The organism is Aequorivita sediminis (assembly GCF_032080575.2).
Classification (GTDB): Bacteria; Bacteroidota; Bacteroidia; order Flavobacteriales; family Flavobacteriaceae; genus Aequorivita; species Aequorivita sediminis.
Genome location: NZ_JAVLSO020000001.1, coordinates 220,285 through 238,528, shown reverse-complemented (window position 1 = coordinate 238,528; position 18,244 = coordinate 220,285). Strand labels below are relative to the sequence as shown.

Annotated in this window: 17 protein-coding genes; 6 read left to right on the top strand and 11 right to left on the bottom strand. The window is 33.5% G+C overall.

The window, feature by feature from the left end; all coding sequences use genetic code 11:
• Positions 1 to 85 precede the first annotated feature (85 nt).
• Positions 86 to 1,351, bottom strand: coding sequence for a kynureninase (gene kynU, locus RT250_RS01140; protein ID WP_313111354.1), 1,266 nt, complete (start codon positions 1,349 to 1,351; stop codon positions 86 to 88).
• A 129-nt stretch (positions 1,352 to 1,480) separates the two neighbouring features.
• Positions 1,481 to 2,092, bottom strand: coding sequence for a hypothetical protein (locus RT250_RS01135; RefSeq protein ID WP_313111353.1), 612 nt, complete (start codon positions 2,090 to 2,092; stop codon positions 1,481 to 1,483).
• 304 nt (positions 2,093 to 2,396) lie between these two features.
• Between RT250_RS01135 and RT250_RS01130 the strand changes: the two genes are divergently transcribed.
• Genes RT250_RS01130 through RT250_RS01115 form a run of 4 tightly spaced genes read left to right on the top strand, consistent with a single transcriptional unit; the run spans position 2,397 to position 9,912 of the window.
• On the top strand, positions 2,397 to 3,575 hold the full coding sequence (locus RT250_RS01130; protein ID WP_313111352.1) for a Pycsar system effector family protein: 1,179 nt from the start codon (positions 2,397 to 2,399) through the stop codon (positions 3,573 to 3,575).
• A complete protein-coding gene (locus RT250_RS01125; RefSeq protein WP_313111351.1) occupies positions 3,572 to 5,920 on the top strand; it encodes a hypothetical protein in 2,349 nt (782 codons plus the stop codon). Before RT250_RS01130 ends, RT250_RS01125 begins: the two co-directional genes overlap by 4 nt.
• Before the next feature lie 24 nt (positions 5,921 to 5,944).
• Positions 5,945 to 9,601, top strand: a complete 3,657-nt coding sequence (locus tag RT250_RS01120) for a metallophosphoesterase (RefSeq protein WP_313111350.1) — start codon at positions 5,945 to 5,947, stop codon at positions 9,599 to 9,601.
• Positions 9,602 to 9,642: 41 nt separating this feature from the next.
• Positions 9,643 to 9,912 (top strand): GNAT family N-acetyltransferase, encoded by a 270-nt coding sequence (locus RT250_RS01115; protein WP_313111349.1) that lies wholly within the window; start codon positions 9,643 to 9,645, stop codon positions 9,910 to 9,912.
• Positions 9,913 to 9,975: 63 nt separating this feature from the next.
• On the opposite strand, the gene RT250_RS01110 is transcribed toward RT250_RS01115, so the two are convergent.
• Both RT250_RS01110 and RT250_RS01105 read right to left on the bottom strand, forming a co-directional pair.
• Entirely contained in the window at positions 9,976 to 10,107 is a 132-nt protein-coding gene (locus RT250_RS01110; RefSeq protein ID WP_313111348.1) for a hypothetical protein, read from the bottom strand.
• A 49-nt stretch (positions 10,108 to 10,156) separates the two neighbouring features.
• Complete coding sequence (locus tag RT250_RS01105; RefSeq protein WP_139855844.1) at positions 10,157 to 10,315, bottom strand: lmo0937 family membrane protein; 159 nt, start codon at positions 10,313 to 10,315, stop codon at positions 10,157 to 10,159.
• Between the two features lie 156 nt (positions 10,316 to 10,471).
• Here RT250_RS01105 and RT250_RS01100 point away from each other — a divergent pair, with 156 nt between their 5' ends.
• Positions 10,472 to 11,290, top strand: a complete 819-nt coding sequence (locus tag RT250_RS01100; RefSeq protein ID WP_313111346.1) for a class I SAM-dependent methyltransferase — start codon at positions 10,472 to 10,474, stop codon at positions 11,288 to 11,290.
• Positions 11,291 to 11,307: 17 nt separating this feature from the next.
• Here the strand turns inward: RT250_RS01100 and msrA are convergent, their stop codons facing one another.
• The 3 genes from msrA to RT250_RS01085 form a co-directional block, all read right to left on the bottom strand.
• Positions 11,308 to 11,979: a peptide-methionine (S)-S-oxide reductase MsrA gene (msrA, locus tag RT250_RS01095; protein WP_313111344.1), complete on the bottom strand. Its 672-nt coding sequence runs from the start codon at positions 11,977 to 11,979 to the stop codon at positions 11,308 to 11,310.
• A gap of 108 nt (positions 11,980 to 12,087) precedes the next feature.
• A complete protein-coding gene (locus RT250_RS01090) occupies positions 12,088 to 12,870 on the bottom strand; it encodes a zinc ribbon domain-containing protein (protein WP_313111342.1) in 783 nt (260 codons plus the stop codon).
• Positions 12,871 to 12,873: 3 nt separating this feature from the next.
• Positions 12,874 to 13,989: a Nif3-like dinuclear metal center hexameric protein gene (locus RT250_RS01085; protein WP_313111340.1), complete on the bottom strand. Its 1,116-nt coding sequence runs from the start codon at positions 13,987 to 13,989 to the stop codon at positions 12,874 to 12,876.
• Between the two features lie 112 nt (positions 13,990 to 14,101).
• Between RT250_RS01085 and lpxK the strand changes: the two genes are divergently transcribed.
• Positions 14,102 to 15,109 carry a tetraacyldisaccharide 4'-kinase gene (lpxK, locus tag RT250_RS01080; protein WP_313111339.1) on the top strand — a complete coding sequence of 336 codons (1,008 nt, stop codon included), beginning with the start codon at positions 14,102 to 14,104 and terminating at the stop codon, positions 15,107 to 15,109.
• Between the two features lie 34 nt (positions 15,110 to 15,143).
• On the opposite strand, the gene gap is transcribed toward lpxK, so the two are convergent.
• The 4 genes from gap to RT250_RS01060 all read right to left on the bottom strand — a co-directional run bounded on the left by gap (position 15,144) and on the right by RT250_RS01060 (position 18,174).
• Positions 15,144 to 16,142: a type I glyceraldehyde-3-phosphate dehydrogenase gene (gene gap, locus RT250_RS01075; protein ID WP_313111337.1), complete on the bottom strand. Its 999-nt coding sequence runs from the start codon at positions 16,140 to 16,142 to the stop codon at positions 15,144 to 15,146.
• Positions 16,143 to 16,223: 81 nt separating this feature from the next.
• Positions 16,224 to 16,790 carry an RNA polymerase sigma factor gene (locus RT250_RS01070; protein WP_313111335.1) on the bottom strand — a complete coding sequence of 189 codons (567 nt, stop codon included), beginning with the start codon at positions 16,788 to 16,790 and terminating at the stop codon, positions 16,224 to 16,226.
• On the bottom strand, positions 16,781 to 17,875 hold the full coding sequence (locus RT250_RS01065) for a glycosyltransferase (protein ID WP_313111334.1): 1,095 nt from the start codon (positions 17,873 to 17,875) through the stop codon (positions 16,781 to 16,783). The genes RT250_RS01070 and RT250_RS01065 overlap by 10 nt, the downstream gene beginning before the upstream one ends.
• 77 nt (positions 17,876 to 17,952) lie before the next feature.
• Entirely contained in the window at positions 17,953 to 18,174 is a 222-nt protein-coding gene (locus RT250_RS01060; protein WP_313111333.1) for a membrane or secreted protein, read from the bottom strand.
• Positions 18,175 to 18,244: the final 70 nt, after the last annotated feature.

Genomic DNA, 18,244 nt, shown 5'->3' with positions numbered 1-18,244 from the left:
TTGTCTGGTCGAGCGCAGTCGAGACCTTGTTATTCAATATTCTGAAAAAGATTTTCTCCTCGACTGCGCTCGGGAGGAATTCTTTTTATTTGTTTAATACTTGCTTTAATTTCTCTGAAAATTTATAAACATCTTCAAAGCTATTGTAAAGAGGAGTAGGGGCGATTCGTATAACATCAGGTTCACGCCAATCACTAATTACTCCTGCCGCTGTTAACTTGTTGTGTAAGCTTCTGTCTGCATTTTTCACTTGAATAGAAAGCTGACAACCGCGTTCTTCTGGATTTCGAGGCGTAATTACATTTATAGCGTCGTTTTTCATTTCATCTAGTAAAAATTCTAAATAGCCTGTAAGCTTTATAGATTTTTCGCGTAGGTTTTCAAAGCCAGCTTCAGCAAAGGTGTCCAATGAGGCTCTAATTGCAGCCATCGATAAAATTGGCGGGTTACTTAATTGCCATCCTTCGGCTCCAGGAAGCGCGTCAAAATCTTTTCGCATGTTAAAGCGAGTGTCTTTATTGTGTCCCCACCAACCTGCAAAACGATTTAAGTCCTTATCGTTTGCGTGACGTTCATGTACAAAACATCCTCCCAAACTTCCAGGACCGCTGTTTAAATATTTATAAGTACACCAAACAGCAAAATCTGCACCCGATTCATGTAAATTTGGTTGGATATTTCCAGCCCCATGAGCCAAATCAAAACCAACCTTGCAGTTGTACTTATGTCCCAATTCGGTAATTTTTTTCAACGGAAAAGATTGTCCTGTATAATAATTGGTGCTACCAATCATTAATAAAGCAATTTCATCACCACTTTGTGTCATGATTTCTTCCAAATCTTCAAAACGGCAAAGTTCTTCACCTTCTCTTGGCTTCCAGAGAATTAATCCATCTTGAGGGTCAATCCCATGATGCTTTAGTTGACTTTCCACAGCGTATTTATCTGAAGGAAAAGCATCACTTTCAATTACAATTTTAAACTTAGTTTCGGTAGGTTGGTAAAATGAAACCATCATCAAGTGAAGGTTTGTTGTAAGTGTATTCATCACGACTACTTCTGAAGATTTGGCACCTACAATTTTAGCCATGTTCTTAGTTAGAAATTCGTGATAAGGTAACCAAGGGTGCTTCCCTTGTACATGACCTTCTACGCCAAGATTGGCCCAATCCTGTAATTCTTCTTTGATGTATTCTGAAGTAAGGACTGGTTGCAACCCTAGGGAGTTTCCACATAAATAGATTAAATCTTCGCCTGAAGCATTTTTAGGTGTGTGAAATTTTTTTTTGAAAGATGCTATAGGGTCTTGGGAGTCCTGTTGTTTTGCGTATTCTAAAGTGTTCTGAAACATTTGGATGAGTTAAAATTTTCGTTCTTTCACAAAAATAGGAATTTATATCCGTTTACTTTATCATATATTTTAGCATTAACAGCTGCTTTTTTATGGTTCGGTAAATTAGTGATTTAGTATTGGGAATTTTTATTTTTTTACCAATATATCTGTAAAATACAATTTAAAACCGCCAGTTGAGTCTTTGTGTGTTTTGGCGATTTTTATGCCATTGAAATTTTCATAATCCTCCCAAGTGGTGATAAGGGATGGTGTGTCGATGTTTCCTTTTCTGTAGATCCATTCTTTAATTTTAAAATTTTGGTCGTAGAAAAAATCATATGCATCACCTGGGGTGTATCCTCCATCACCTCCGTAAACAATTGTAATTTGATTTAATGTGTCTTTTGATAATGGAGCGGTAACATTTTTCTTTTCAGAAATGGTGATATTTTCATCCCACATAAGTTGAAACGGAGAAAGTAACCAATATTTATCGTTTATAAATGCAGCATCGGTTTCCAAATTTAAGCTATCTAAGTGCAAACGGTTATAGCTAATTGTATCATTTACTGAGGTCATGGTAACGTCTCCGGACTTTGGATTCCAAGTCCAAGCTCGGTAAAAATGATTGCCGTCCCGATTTACATTAAAAGTAAAAGCTATTTCCGAAACGTCATTCCAGTTTTTGAAACCGCTTGTATTAGCAATTTTTTCTGCAGTGCTTAGGTTTTCAATAGAAATAGACTGGTTTTGATTCACGTTTTCGACTGACTTATTGTTATTTTTGCAGGATATTGCAAAGACTAGAAATAATATAAGTAATAATAAATTTTGCATGGTGTGTTATTTATTGTAAAAATAGCAAATCAATACATGCATAATGAATTTGTATTATAATTTATGCTTAATTATTCCTGTGTTTAGTAAGAAGCAGTTTTGAAATGTAGAATTAAACTCTAATTTGAATAGGGTTTACGTAAATTTTAAGATAATTAAAAGACAAAATACTTTAACTTGCTAAATACAATTTTTAGAAAAACCGCATTAATTTAAATAAAATAGAGTGGAAGATATAATTGAAAAAGCCGAACAATTTGTTTCACATTTATTTGAAACAAGATTGTCTGCAGTAAATTTTTATCACGATATACATCACACTAGACGAGTGGTTGACGATATTTCTCAACTTGCCGAATGGGAAGGATGTTCTGAGGAGGAAATAAAAATTTTAAAATTGGCTGCTTGGTTTCACGATACTGGTTTTGTAGAAGTGGATAAAGGGCATGAACAAGTAAGTGTGAAAATTGTTCAAGAGTTTTTGAGCGCCAATCAGGTTTCTAAAGATGTTATAGACCTTGTTACAGACTTAATTCTTGTTTCAATAAAAGATTTAAAGCCTAAAACGAAACTTCAAAAATTAATAAAGGATGCAGACTGTAGTCATGTAGCTGCTGAAAATTATTTTGAAGTATCAAACCTTTTAAGAAAAGAAAATGCCTTAAAGCTAGATACTTCTTTTACTGACCTAGAGTGGCTTGAAGGGAACAAAGAGTTTTTTGAATGGCATAAGTTTTATTCGGATTCAGCAAAATTAAAGTGGGAACCTTTAAAAGCCTTGAATCTTCGTGAACTAAATGCTAAAATTGATAAGATTAAATCAAAACAAGCTTCAAAAAAAAGCTCAAATAAATTTGGTAGAGGTGTAGAAACTATGTTTCGTGTAACCTTAAAGAATCACATTGAATTAAGTGCAATAGCTGATACAAAAGCCAATATTTTACTTTCTGTAAATGCTATTATAATTTCAGTGGCACTTTCTAATCTTGTTCCAAAGCTAGATAATCTATCGAATGCTTTTTTGGTATGGCCTACTTTGGTTTTAATGTTGTTTAGCGTTACCTCTGTTGTATTGTCTGTGCTTTCAACACGACCAAATATCTCCAGTGTTAATGTAACAAAGGAGATGATTGTGAAAAAGCAAACAAATATTTTATTTTTTGGAAACTTCTATAAAATGGGATTAAAAGATTTTGAATGGGGAGTAGATTACTTAATGGAGAATCAAGATGTTCTTTATAATTCTCTTACAAAAGATTTATATTATCTAGGATTAGTTTTGGAACGTAAATACAGACTTTTAAGAATTACTTACACTGTATTTATGTTTGGAATCGTTATTTCGGCTTTAGCATTCATTATTAGTTATTATAATTTTATGAAACCCTTAAAAGAATTAGTATGAGTAAAGTATTAACTTCAGGACCATTTGTGTCTAAGTTGTCTTTTAGGTTTCTTAAGGATAAGTATTTAGAGCTTTTAAAGTCGGACAACCCATTCGAGCAACTTCAGGCAGGTCAAATATTGAATCACTTTAAGGAAAATCCTATTCTTACCGAAGGTATAGCTTCCTATGATGAATTTAAACAGCATCAAGAAGAGATTGATATTCTTATGAGCTATCTATTTCCTTCGGTTTTAAGTAATAACGAAATTAAAGCGGCAATTGATCCTCTGTCTAATTTTAGTTTTTATAAAAGTAATAGGTTAATTAAAATACTCGAGGGTTCCGATGGTAGAAATCACAATGTTTTAAAGGAAGTTTTTCGCGACCATATCCAGGGATACGATTTTATTCCCTATGCCATTATATTAAACTCTTATTATCAGTATAATATTGATTTTGACAGACCAAAAAACCTAAAGATTAGAACGGCTAATGGCGAAGTGAAAAATTATAGAGTAACCTTTAACGCCGATTTTGTAGAAATCTACCCTAACGAAGGTGCTGTAGAAATAACACAAGAAGTAGTTGACGAATTGCTAGCTAATGCGGAAGACAAAAATGTTTGGAGGAAATATTTCCCTGAAGGATCTTGGACTATGGAGGGATTCGGTATTATAAATCTGATTGATACTACTTTGGATAACGCTATCGACGGTTTTAAAACTAATATGATACGCCCAAATAATGAAAGTTATAAGTTTTTGGTTGAAGACATTCGAAAAATTTTTGGCATTCCCGATTTACAACTTGGAAGCTATATTTTAGATAAAAACCAACTTCGACCTCCATACGATTTAAACTTCAAAATGTTGACAATAGGGGCAAATGACTCCATAAAATGTGAGGAATATGCATGTCAAAATGTTTATAACCGCCTGTTTAAAGAACATAAAACGGTTATTATTTCAAATGTACAACGTTATTATGAATTAACAGGAGGGAATAGCTTGAGCAAGTCCTTAATCAGTCAAGGCTTGAAAAGTGCGGTGTTAATGCCAATTGTTATTCAGGGCCAGATGATGTTTATTTTAGAACTCGCTACCTATAAGGCCAATCAGCTCAACGCTATAAACATGGTGAAAATAGAAACGTTGATGCCTTTTATCTTAAGTTATTCTGCTAGGACGATAACTGAGTTTAAAAATGAAATTAGTGCTGTGATACAACAAGAATGTACTTCTATTCATCCATCGGTTCAATGGCGTTTTGAGGAAGAAGCAAATCAATACATTCAGAATAGGAATAGGGGAGAAAATGCTGTGTTTAAAGAAATAGTTTTTGAAAATGTTATACCATTATATGGTCAAATTGATATCGTAGGGTCATCGAACGCAAGAAACGAAGCGGTACAAATAGATTACAAGGAACAATTATCCCAAACAAAGCGAATTTTAATTAAACGTATCCAGGATAATAAACTTCCTTTTTACGAACAATTGATATATCAAATCGATAATTTCTTATCCGAGTTAGAGTCAAATTTTCATACTAGTACCGAACAAGAAATCAATAATTTTTATACTTCACAAATATTTCCATTGTTCGATCATATTCTTACTTCTAATGAGGAGATTGAGGACATTACATCATTTTACGGGTTTTTAGATGAAAATTTAAAGTCATTTTATAAAGCGCGGAAAAATTATGATAATACTATCGATAAGATTAATAAAGAATTGTCTTGTTTTATTGATAAGCAGCAACGGAAAGCTCAGAACATGTTCCCTCATTACTTCGAGAAGTTTAAAACAGATGGGATAGAGCATAATATTTATATTGGTGAATCTATTGCTCAAGAAAGACCATTTCACCTAACAGATTTATACAATCTTCGTGTTTGGCAATTACAGGTAGCCTGTGAAATGGAGGCTATGTTTTATAATGCTCAAAAAGATTTTCCTCTAAAACTTAAAGTAGCCTCTTTAATTCTAGCCCACGATGTTCCTTTAAATATTCGGTATAGGATGGATGAAAAACAATTTGATGTGGACGGAGCATATAATGTACGATATGAGATTATAAAAAAGCGAATTGATAAAGCTCATATTAAGAATACCAATGAACGTTTAACGCAACCGCATAAGTTATGCGTGGTGTATTCAAGTTCTGCAATTGAAAAAGAATATTTGAAGTATTTCGAATTTTTAAAGGCCAAAAATTATATTACTGATAGTATAGAAATAGTTGAAATTGAAGAACTTCAAGGAGCCTCAGGAATAAAAGCTATCAGAGCAGAATTAAATCACAATTTGGAGAAAGCCGAAAACTTATTTACCACAAATGATCTCGAGAGAATATCTTAAACGAATAGAAATTTTCTATGCTATATGAAGAAAGTACTACTTATTTTAATTGCAATAACTTTAAACTCCTGTGCTACTTTTAAATTCACCCCAGAGGTCGGGCTAGAGACAACCCTGCAGGGTATTAATTCTGATACTCGAAATATATTTTTAATTGGAGATGCTGGTGCTTTTGAAAAGGATGGATCGCCTCCTTTAGCGTTACGAGCAATGCAGGAAAACTTTGAAAAGGCTGGGAAGGAAGATGTTTTGTTGTTTTTAGGAGATAATATTTATCCTAAAGGATTTCCAACTAAAAACGGAATTAAAGAACAAAGAGCAAAAGACATAATTAAATCTCAAACTGATGTTGCTAAAACTTTTCCAGGAAGAGTGATATTTATTCCAGGAAACCACGATTGGTATAGTGGGATTAAAGGTTTAAAAAAACAGGAAAAATTTGTAGAGGAGGCTTTAGGGAAAAATACCTTTTTACCTGAAAACGGATGCCCTATTGAGAAAGTGAAGTTAGATGATGATACAGTTTTACTAATAGTAGATTCACATTGGTATATCACAAATTGGAATAGGCACCCCAAAATCAACGATAATTGTGAAATTAAGTCGCGATCTCTCTTTTTACAGGAGTTTAGAGATGAGATTAAGAAAGCGCGTGGTAAAACTACATTAGTTGCAATACATCATTCTGTATTTACAAATGGTTCACATGGGGGGCAGTACAGTTTAATGGATTTCATGAAACCGCTGCCTATATTAGGGAATCTAAAAAACATAATAAGAAGCACGAGCGGCATTTCTAATGCAGACATTTCCAATAAATTTTACTACGAATTGACTAAAAATTTAAAAGCCGCGGCTCAACAAAATGAAAACGTAGTATTTCTTTCTGGACACGACCATAATTTACAGTTAATAAGATCAAATAATCTCACCCAAATAATTAGTGGATCTGGAATAAAAACAAATGCAATAAGACTACGGAAAAACGGTGATTTTGGATTTGCAGGGAATGGGTATGCGGTTTTAAATATTCATAAAAACATGTCTTCAGATGTACAATTCGTACAAGCAAAATCTAATAAAGTTATATTTAGAAAAACAATTAGTGCCCCATCCAATTTCGTGATTCCAGAATACCAATCCACCTTTAGAGATTCAATTTCAGCTTCTGTATATAAAAAGGAAGACACCGAGAAATCCGGTTTTCATAGGTTTTTATTAGGTGAGCGGTATCGAAAATATTTTGGTAAAGATGTAAAAGCTCAAGTAGTAGATTTAGATACTCTATACGGTGGCTTAATTCCAGTTAGAAAAGGTGGTGGGAGTCAATCTAGATCCTTGCGGTTGGAAGCAAAAGATGGTAGACAATTTGTTATGCGTGCTGTAGAAAAGAGTGCTACGCAATATATACAGGCTGTTGCTTTCAAGGATAATTATGTGGGAGGGCAATTTGAAAATACATTTTCTGAAAAACTCGTAAAAGATGCATTTACCGGTTCTCATCCATATGCGCCTCTAGCAGTTGGCCCCCTATCGGACGCTGCTGGAATTTATCATTTAAACCCGCAATTATTCTATATTCCAAAACAAAACTCCTTAAAAGAATTCAATGAAGAATTCGGGGATGAACTGTATTTGCTGGAAGAACATGCCTCTGAAGGACATATGCATTTGGCAGGAGGAAGTTTTACTGGAGAAGTCATAAGTACTCTAGATATGATGGAAGAGCTTTATTCTGATGAAGATGTAGTAATAGACCAAAAAGGTTATTTAAGAGCAAGATTATTCGATATGTTAATTGGTGATTGGGACAGGCATCAGGATCAATGGCGTTGGATGGAGTTTAAGAAAAAAGGAAAAACTATTTATAAACCACTTCCAAGAGATCGAGACCAAGCTTTTTCTGTAATGTCTGAAGGTTTATTATTATCTACTGCTATAGCACTTATTCCAGGAGCAAGAATGATCCAAAAATATGGTCCGGATATAAAAAATGTAAAAGGTATGAATTTAGAACCTTACCCATTAGATATGGCTCTATTAGTAGATGTTAATAAAGATGATTTGGATGCAGAAGTGCAATATATCACTGAAAATGTTACAGATGAGGTAATCGATTTAGCCTTTTCAAAAATGCCAAAGGAAATTCAAGATGAAAGTTTGGATATAATTAAGTTTAACTTACAGCAACGAAGAGGAAACCTTCAAAGTATCGCAGACAGGTATTATACACTTACATCAAAGTATGGAGTGTTAACAGGAACAAATAAGGATGACTATATAAGAATTAAAGTCTTAGATAATAATGAGGTTAAGGTCGACATTTTCCGTAAAAAAGATGACACTATTAAAGATCGTTTTCACTCCAGAGTATTTTCACCAAACACAACAAAGGAAATTTGGGTTTACGGATTGGATGACGATGATACTTTTGAAGTTATAGGGCAAAGTAAAGAGATTAAGATTAGGTTAATTGGAGGACAAAACAATGACGATTATATAGTTAGAGATGGTGGTAAAATATATATTTACGATCATAAAACAATGCCTAATGATGTTTCAAAAGCAAGAAAGGCAAGAATCAAACTCACGGATGATTATAAAATCAATGTTTATGATTATAAAAAACTAAAAAATAATACTAATCAAATTTTACCCACCATAGGAGCAAATCCCGACGATGGAATAAAAGTAGGGCTGTCTAATATCTATACTACCTACGGGTTTGAGCGGAACCCATTTACAAGTCAGCATAAAATTTTAGGAGCATATTACTTTGAAACAAACGGATATGAATTAAACTATCAAGGGGAATTTGCCAATGTGATAAAAAAAATAAACTTTATATTAGACATACAGTTTCAAAGCCCTAACTTCACTCAAAATTTTTTCGGATATGGAAACGAAACTATTAATCTTCAAGAAAAATTTGGGAAGGATTACAATCGAGTAAAAATTAAAGGCTTTTCCATAACTCCCGGATTAACGTGGAAATCTCATGCTGGAAGGAAAGTCACTATAAATGGATATTTTGAGAATATAGAAGTTCATCAATCGGAGCATCGCTTTGTTAGTAATACTCCTAATTTGCCTGCCTATATTTTTGACAATGTACGATATGCAGGTGCAAACATTCTTTATGAATTTACTAGTTCAGATAGTAGAGCGTACCCAACGATGGGAATGTCATTTAATTTACAGGCTGGAGTTAAAAGTAATCTCGATCAGGACAAAACATTTGGTTATTTAATTTCAAAATGGGGAATTGCACACAAATTAATTCCATCGGGGAAATTAGTGTTGGCAACTACTTTAAAAGGTCACTTGAATATATCAGATAATTACGAATTTTATCACGCTGCCAGCATTGGGGGGTCAGATGGGTTAAGGGGATTTAGAAATCAACGTTTTACTGGGAAATCTGCTTACTATCAAAATACCGATCTACGTTATTCTTTTGGAGAGTTAAAAACTCCTCTAGCGCCTATTAGACTAGGGGTTTATGGTAGTTTTGACTACGGTAGGGTTTGGATGCCAAACTTCGACTACTCTTCTAAATGGCATAATAATTACGGAGGTGGAATTTTTATTAATGGAGCAGATTTAATGTCGGCAAATGTTGGAGTTTTTAACAGTAAAGATGGAGTAAGAGCGGCATTTGGTCTTGGATTTGGATTTTAAATAAGTATTTTAGAAGATTAAATTACCTAAATTATAAAAATATGGAAGTGATTGATAATAAAGACAAAAGTAGGTTTGAAGCAGAAGTAAGCGATTCGATAGCATTTGTTGAGTACACTTTAAAAGGGGAAGTTATATCTATAACGCATACCGAAGTACCTAAAGCTTTAGCAGGTCAGGGTATAGGTAGTAAATTAACTGAAGCAGTTTTAAAGAATATTGAAAAGCGTGGGTTAAAAATGAAGCCTTTGTGTCCTTTCACAAAAAAGTATATTGACAAAAATCCCGAGTGGAGCAAAATAGTTGTTTAAATTAAGAAAGCCCTTTTATAAAATATTTTAAAAGGGCTTTCTATATTGTATTTAAAGAGTTAATTAATCTATTGCATCACCTACATCGTCTGCAACGTCTTCTATGTCGTCTGCGACAGTTTTATTTTCTCGGCAACTAATAAAGCTAGTGCTCATTAAACCTGCGGCAAATAAAATTAAAAATACTTTTTTCATAATTAATTGTTGGTTTTAAAGTTAATAATTGAGATTTAAACTGATGGTTTTAAGGTTTGCGGCCTGTAGCTAAACGATATAAAATACCAATAACTGCTAGAACCAATAAAATATGGATTAAACTTCCTACAGCTTCTCCGAAGCCGAAATAACCCACAAGCCATCCTAAAATTAGAAGGACAACAACAAGCCAAATAATGTCTCCCATAACAATTTGTTTTTAAGTTAGTGTCATAAAACTACAATATAATATATTGCTTCGTAATGTATTTAACCCGTTTTTAACGAATATAATAAAAAATAAATTAAAAATTTATCAATTTTAAATTTTAGCTTTTCCTTACATTTAAAAAAAATTAAGGTTGTGAAGTTTAAAAAAGAGTTTGATACCAATAGGAAAACTTGGAATAGGAAAGTAAAAATTCATGCTGAAAGTGACTTTTATAATTTGAAAGATTTCATCTCTGGAAAATCTTCTCTTAACAAATATGAAGTTAGCGCATTAGGTGATGTGTCAGGGAAGAGTATTCTGCATCTTCAATGTCATTTTGGGCAAGACACTCTAAGTTTAGCGCGAATGGGAGCAAAATGTACAGGGGTTGATATATCAGATGAAGGTATTAAACTAGCAAAAGAATTAAGTGTGCGATTAAACCTTAACGCAAACTTTATATGCTGTAATGTATTAGAAACTTCAGAATATATTTCTGAAAAGTTTGATATAGTATTCACAAGTTACGGAACTATTGGTTGGTTGCCAGATTTAAAACCTTGGGCAAAAATGATTTCGGAACGGCTCAAACCAGAAGGTTTCTTTTTCATTGTAGAATTTCATCCTATTGGTTGGATGTTCGATTATAGAGTTTCACCTCCTGCAATGAAATATGGTTATCGACAAAAAGAATTTATATACGAAGAATACAGAGGCACTTACGCCAATCCAAATTCTAATATGATTAGTAAGGAATACGGCTGGAATCACGGATTAGGAGAAGTGATAACTTCACTGACGGAAGCTGGCTTACATATTGAATATTTAAAAGAGCACGATGCCTCACCCTATAATATTTTCCCAGACTTAATAGAAAATGCAAGAGGTTTATTCGAGCTTCCTAACAAATTGTTTCCCCTTATTTTTGAGATTAAGGCAGTTAAGAATTGTCAAAAACCTAACTCAACTTAAACTTTACAATATAGCGTTTAGTGGTTTTGATCCTTTTTTAATAATTCAGGGAATTTTTCCTTGAATTTGTTTAACCTTGGAATAGAAACGTTTTGTATGTATGGATTGCCAGGATTATTGCGTTCGTAGTTTTGATGATATTCTTCCGCTTTCCAGAATTTTTGAAATGGCAAAACTTGGGCTGCAACTTTTTCTCTGTCTAATTCTTTATTGAGTTGAGATATCTTATCATCAATGATCTTTTTTTCATCTTCGTTTTGATAAAATATTATAGAACGATAGGATGTTCCACGGTCTGGCCCTTGACCGTTTATTTGTGTGATATTTTGGGAGCCAAAATAAACCTCAACAAGTTGGCTGTAACTTATCAATTTAGGGTCGTAAATAACTTCAACTGCCTCTGCATGGTCTTTATGATTTTGGTAGGTGGGATTAGCAACTGTGCCGCCGCTATATCCTGAAATCGCCTCCTTAACTCCAATCACACTTTCATAAATTGCTTCTACACACCAAAAGCAACCACTAGCGAAATATGCTTTTTTAAGGCCGTTAATTGATTCTGTTTGGACAGGAGATTGCTCTTTTTGAGCTATAGATTCAATTTTTTTATTCTTTTCATTTGAAGGTTTACAAGCTCCTTGTAAAGAGAAAAAAAGAATGCTTATAATTAAGATGGGTAATCCTTTCATGGTAAGTATTTTCAAAAGTGAGTTTAATAGGTCATCAAGAACATAGATTGAAGGTACAAAAAAAGCCCTCACTTTATGTGAAGGCTTTGTTATATTTAATGAATTCGCTTATTTTAATTTGGCAAACATTGCCTCCATTTTTTCGCGCTCTTCGTTAGCCAAATCAGGATCAACTAGAATACGACCACTGTGCTCGTCTGTAATAATTTTTTTACGTCCTGCAATTTCTACTTGCACTTGTGGTGGGATAGTAAAGAAAGAGCCTCCAGAAGCACCTCTTTCAACTGCAACAATTGCTAGACCGTTTCTTACGTTACTTCTAATTCTCTTGTAAGCTTTAAAAAGTCTAGGCTCAATTTTAGCCTCATACTTTTCAGATTCCTTAATAAGAGTTTGTTCCTCTTTTTCAGTTTCTTTCAAAATTTCATCAAGTTTAGCTTGTTTGTGCTTTAAGTGCTCAGAACGCTCGTTATAGCGATTTTGAGTTTCTTCGATAACTTGATTTTTTTGCTCTATTTGAGCACGGAATTCTTTAATGTTCTTTTCAGAAAGTTGAATTTCCAATTCTTGGTATTCAATCTCTTTGCTCAACGAGTTGTATTCTCTGTTGTTACGAACATTATCTTGTTGAGTAGAATATTTTTTGATTAGAGTTTTAGACTCTTCAATATTATTCTTCTTTTCTTTAATTTGGTCTTCAATCACTTCAAGATCGGCCTTTAGCTTTTCTAAACGAGTGTTCATTCCAGCTACTTCGTCTTCAAGATCTTCCACTTCTAAAGGAAGCTCTCCACGAACATTCCTGATTTCATCAATTCTTGAATCAATAAGTTGTAGATCATAAAGTGTTCTCAACTTCTCTTCAACCGTAACTTCAGTTTTTGTTGCCATAAATTATAAATAACTAATTGGATTGGTATTTATTTGCGATATAAGAATCCTGCCTGCCGACAAGGAGGGTGCAAAATTAGTGATTTTTTTCTTAAGGAAAGAATGTAAAAGGTCTTTTGTGTATTGTTCACTCTCATAATGACCAATATCCGCCAAAATTATGGCGTTTTCGGCCCTAAAAAAGTCGTGATATTTAAAATCTGCCGATACAAATGCATCTGCTCCAGCTTTTTTTGCTGCGTCAATAGCAAAACTTCCGCTTCCTCCAAGTACTGCAACCTTTTTAATTTGTTTTTTTAATAATTTTGAATGACGTACGCAGTCGGTTTGCATTGTGGTTTTGAGAAATTTTAAAAACTCAGTCTCAGACTTTACTGTTTCAAACTCTCCAATCATTCCCATTCCTAGCTGTTGATTATAATTTTCTAGAGTGGTAATTTCGTAGGCGATTTCTTCGTATGGATGTGCATCAAAAAGGGCCTTTAAAACTTTACTTTGTAAATGCTTAGCAAAAGTGATTCCTATTTGAGTTTCTTCTTCGAAATGAAGTTCTCCTTTTAAACCGAGTGCAGGATTTGAATCTTTATTACCTCTAAAACTTCCAATTCCTTTTATATTAAAACTGCAATTGTCGTAATTCCCTATATTTCCACCACCAGCTTTAAATAACGCATTTCGAACTTTTTCAGCACTTTCAATAGGAACAAAAGTGATGAGTTTTTTTATCGTTTCATTTTTTTGGATTAAGACTTGGCGATTTCTTAACCCTAATTTTTTACAAATCATTGTATTTACACCGTTCCAGGAATTGTCAAGTGCCGTGTGATTTGAAAATATAGCGATATCGTGTTTAATGGCTTTTTGAACTACACGTTCCACATAAGTTTTACCTGTAATCTTTTTTAAACCTGAAAAGATTATGGGATGAAAGCTTACTATGAGGTTACAATTGTTCTCGATTGCTTCATCTACAACCGCTTCTAGTGTATCTAATGTTACCAGAATTCCTGAAACTTCTGCATTTTCATCGCCTACAAGTAAGCCGGTATTGTCAAAACCTTCAGAATATGCTAGAGGAGATAGCTCTTCTAGGAAACCAATAACTTCTTTTACCTTCATTTTTATTATTTTCTGTAAAGATAACGGATTATTGAAAATACAAAAAAGCACTTAATTCTTAAATATTGATTTTTCAGATTTGCACTTATTCCGGAATTAGTATTTTCGTTGAATGAAATCACTTCGGAAATTATTATTCCCATTTTCAATTTTATACGGTGGCATAACTGCAGCCCGTAATTTCCTATACAATAAAGATTGGCTAAAAAGTAAAGCTTATAATTTACCCGTTATATGTGTAGGAAATCTTTCTACAGGAGGCACCGGAAAAACACCGATGATTGAATTGTTAGTGTCTTTTTTAAAGGAAAATCATAAACTTGCTGTTTTAAGTAGAGGATATAAAAGAAAAACTTCAGGATATCGTGAAGTTTTAGTGAATAGTAAAGTTGAAGAGGTTGGAGATGAGCCGCTTCAGTTTAAAAAGAAATTTCCAGAAATTACGGTAGCAGTTTGTGAAGACAGGCAAACAGGTATCGAAAAATTACAACCTACATCAGAATTGATATTATTAGATGATGCCTTTCAACATAGAAAAGTAAAAGCGTCTTTTAATATTTTACTTACCCCGTACGACAGTTTGTATTCCGATGATTGTGTTTTACCAGTAGGAAACCTTCGAGAGCCTCGAAAAGGTGCTAAAAGAGCGCACCTTATAGTTGTTACTAAATGTCCTAATGATATTTCGTCATCGAATATCGAACACATAAAACGCAAGTTAAATCCTACCTCAAAACAAGAGGTTTATTTTTCAAAAATTGGCTATGGTTCAGAAATAAAAGCTGCAAACCAATCCAAGCCCATCGAGTATTTAAACGATAAAAAATTTTTATTGGTAACAGGTATTGCCAATCCTAAGCCATTAATTTCTTATTTAAAACAGCGAGGCTTAAGGTTTGAAGAAAAATCATTCCCAGATCATCATAATTTTACAACTTCAGAAATTGATAGTCTTAAAACTCACAAACTAATCTTAACTACTGAAAAAGACTTTATGCGGTTAGCGTCTTTAAAAGATGTTACAGAGATTTATTATTTACCAATTCAAACGGTAATTATGAATGGGAAAGAAGCAAATTTCAAAAATAGAATTAATAAGAGTTTAGGTGAATTTCACTAAAATTTTTAAACTTTTGAGTCGAATACAAGTATAACTATTTAGCTGAAATTTTTTCTATCAAATTGATGATTCTTGAAGAATAGCCGATTTCATTATCGTACCACCCAATAATCTTCACCATTTTCCCTATAACCGAAGTCATTTCAGCGTCAAAGATACACGAGTGGGTATTGCCAACAATATCGATTGAAACAATAGGATCTTCGGTGTATTGAAGAATTCCATTTAAGGAGTTTTCTGAAGCAATTTTAAAAGCCTTGTTTATTTCCTCAATGGTAACTTCTTCTTTTACGTTAAGGGTTATATCGGTTAAAGATCCATTTGGAACTGGAACTCTAATTCCACAACCACCAATTACATCGGCGAGATTCGGAAAAATTTTTGTCAACGCTTTAGCGGCGCCAGTAGTTGTTGGAACGATAGACTGCCCAGCAGCTCTTGCACGGCGTAAATCGCGATGTGGCTGATCGTGTAAGCTTTGGTCTGTGGTATAAGAGTGAACTGTAGTAATGTATGCCTGTTCAATTCCGCAAAGTTCATTAATAACTTTTAGCATTGGAGCTGCATTATTTGTAGTGCAAGAAGCATTTGAAATTATGATGTCGTCATCATTTAATATAGAATCGTTTACGCCAAGAACAACAGTTTTAATGTCATCATCAAGAGGAGGTACAGAAAGAATTACCTTTTTTGCTCCATTCTTTATGTGGTATTCTAATTGATTTCTTTTTTTAAACTTTCCTGTGCATTCAATCACAACATCAAGAGCACCCCAAGCGATGTCCTCAATATTTTTTTCTGAAGAAAACTTTACCTTTTTACCAGCTACAGCAATTTCATCGCTAGTAAATGAAATAGTTTCTTTTAATACACCGTGAATGCTATCGTATTTTAAAAGATGACTTAATGTTTTAGAATCAGCTAAGTCGTTTACAGCAACAACATTAATAGTTGGATGATTAATTAATAATCTAAATAAGTTTCGGCCAATGCGTCCAAAACCATTAATGCCGATAGTTGTCTTTGTTTCCATATAACTAGCAAAAGTACGAAAATGAAATACTAATTAGAGGTTAAGAATAAAGAAGAAAATTTAAAATACTATGAAATTCTGCTATTGTTTTTGGGTTATGATTTCTGCTAAGAGTTTCCTAGCTCTAAGCAATCTCACTTTTACATTGTTAAGAGGTTCGTCAAGAGTTTCAGAAATTTCATTATAGCTCATTTCCTGAAAATACCTAAGATTAATCACATCTTGATAATGAGGTTTTAGCAGTTTAATATAACGCAGCAATTCTGCAAGATTTTGTTCGCGAATTAAATTATCTTCGGGAGTAGGTGAGAGGTCAACAATTTTATGAGCGTGATCGTTAAATGTATCGGTAGTTTGAGAACTTATTGAAGCATTTTTTTTCCTTGATTTGTCTATTTGAATATTTTTTGAAATAGTAATCAACCAAGTTGAAAAAGTGTAGTTCTCATCAAAGGTGTCAATCTTATCAAATGCCTTGGCAAAGGTTTCAATGGTGATGTCTTCAGCTTCATGTTCGTTACGTACTCTTTTAAGTTGAAAGCCGTAAACATCATTCCAGTAAAAATCTAGCAAGAATTTAAAAGCTCCTTGCTTTCCTTTTTTAGCACTTTGTATTTGTTGGATTATTTCTTCTGAAGTTATTTCCATCTCGGGTTTTTTTCTCCGCTGTTGGAAATAAAGATACTTAATTGACTGAAAATTAAAAATAATTCAAAAAACAGTATAAACGGTATTAAATCCTGTTCTTTAAGTTTTTTGGCTGCATATCCGATAATAAAATGCTGAAATGCAAGTCTGATAATTATAATTACCAATCCATAAACCCATAACTCGGTAAACAATGTTGCAGCACCTAATAACCAGAAAAGAAGATTAAAGAGGTAATAAGCTCCTAGTAAAACTCGATGTTTAGTTTTGTAAAGTTTGGCTGTGGAGTAGTGTCTCTTTTTTTGTTTTATCCAACTGCTAAATTTTGTCTTCGGAATAGAATATGTAAACGCTTCCGGTTCCACACATATTTCTACATTGTCATTTGTGGCTGCTTCATTAACAAAAAGGTCATCATCCCCTGAAGGAACTTTAATATGGCTCATAAACCCATTGTTTTCGTAATAAAGTGTGCTAGTGTAGCCTAGATTGCGGCCTACCCCCATATATGGTGTTCCGGCTTCAGCGTAGGAAAAATACTGAACAGCGGTCATCAATGTTTCAAATCGTATTAATTTATTTAATAAACCGGGTTGTTTTTTATAGGCTCCGTATCCAAGAAGTAGTTGTTTTTGGTCAGTAAACTTCGACGCCATTCTCTCCAGCCATTTATTTGAAGAAGGATAGCAATCGGCATCAGTAAAGATTAAACGAGTGTTTACAGAGCGTTTTAACCCTAAGGTAAGTGCGTATTTTTTATTGCCCCAAAAAGCTTCGTTGTTTCTTACGTTTACAATTTGAATTCGAGGGTCACTTTCAGCAAACGATTCCATTACTTCTAGAGTATCATCTATAGAAGCATCATTAATAAGTATGATTTGATATTCAGGATAATCCTGTTGTTGCCAAAGCGGTATATGCTTTTTAAGATTTTCAGCTTCATTTTTGGCGCAAACTATAAGTGAAACGGGATGTTGAACCGAAACAAGCTTTTCGGTAGGTTTTAAGAATGAAAATTTTGAAAAAAGAAGATAATAAGCACAGTTAATCAACGCAACAGCGCCGAAAACGTAAAGTAGCACCATAAATTTATCCGATTGAAACCCCTAAAGCTGCTGTAGCAATTAAGATTGTTGATTAAAGAGTTTTGTTTCTAAGTTGATTATTTATTAGAAGCTTCCAATTTGTGCGTGTCCTCAGAGCAGTTGGCATATTGATCTGGAGTTTTACCACAAAACCCACAAGACTCTCCTTCCTTATTCAAAAACGGATTCTGACTAGCACAAGTTCCAGCAAATTTTCCATCTTTTTTAGCCCATATTTTTATTGCAATCCCTGCAACACCTAATAGTAATAATACTAATGTTATAAGTAATAGTTTCATGACAATATATTTGACTGCAAAAGTACAACCTTTCTTATTGTTTCACTCAGATTTTAGGTATTTTTAGGTT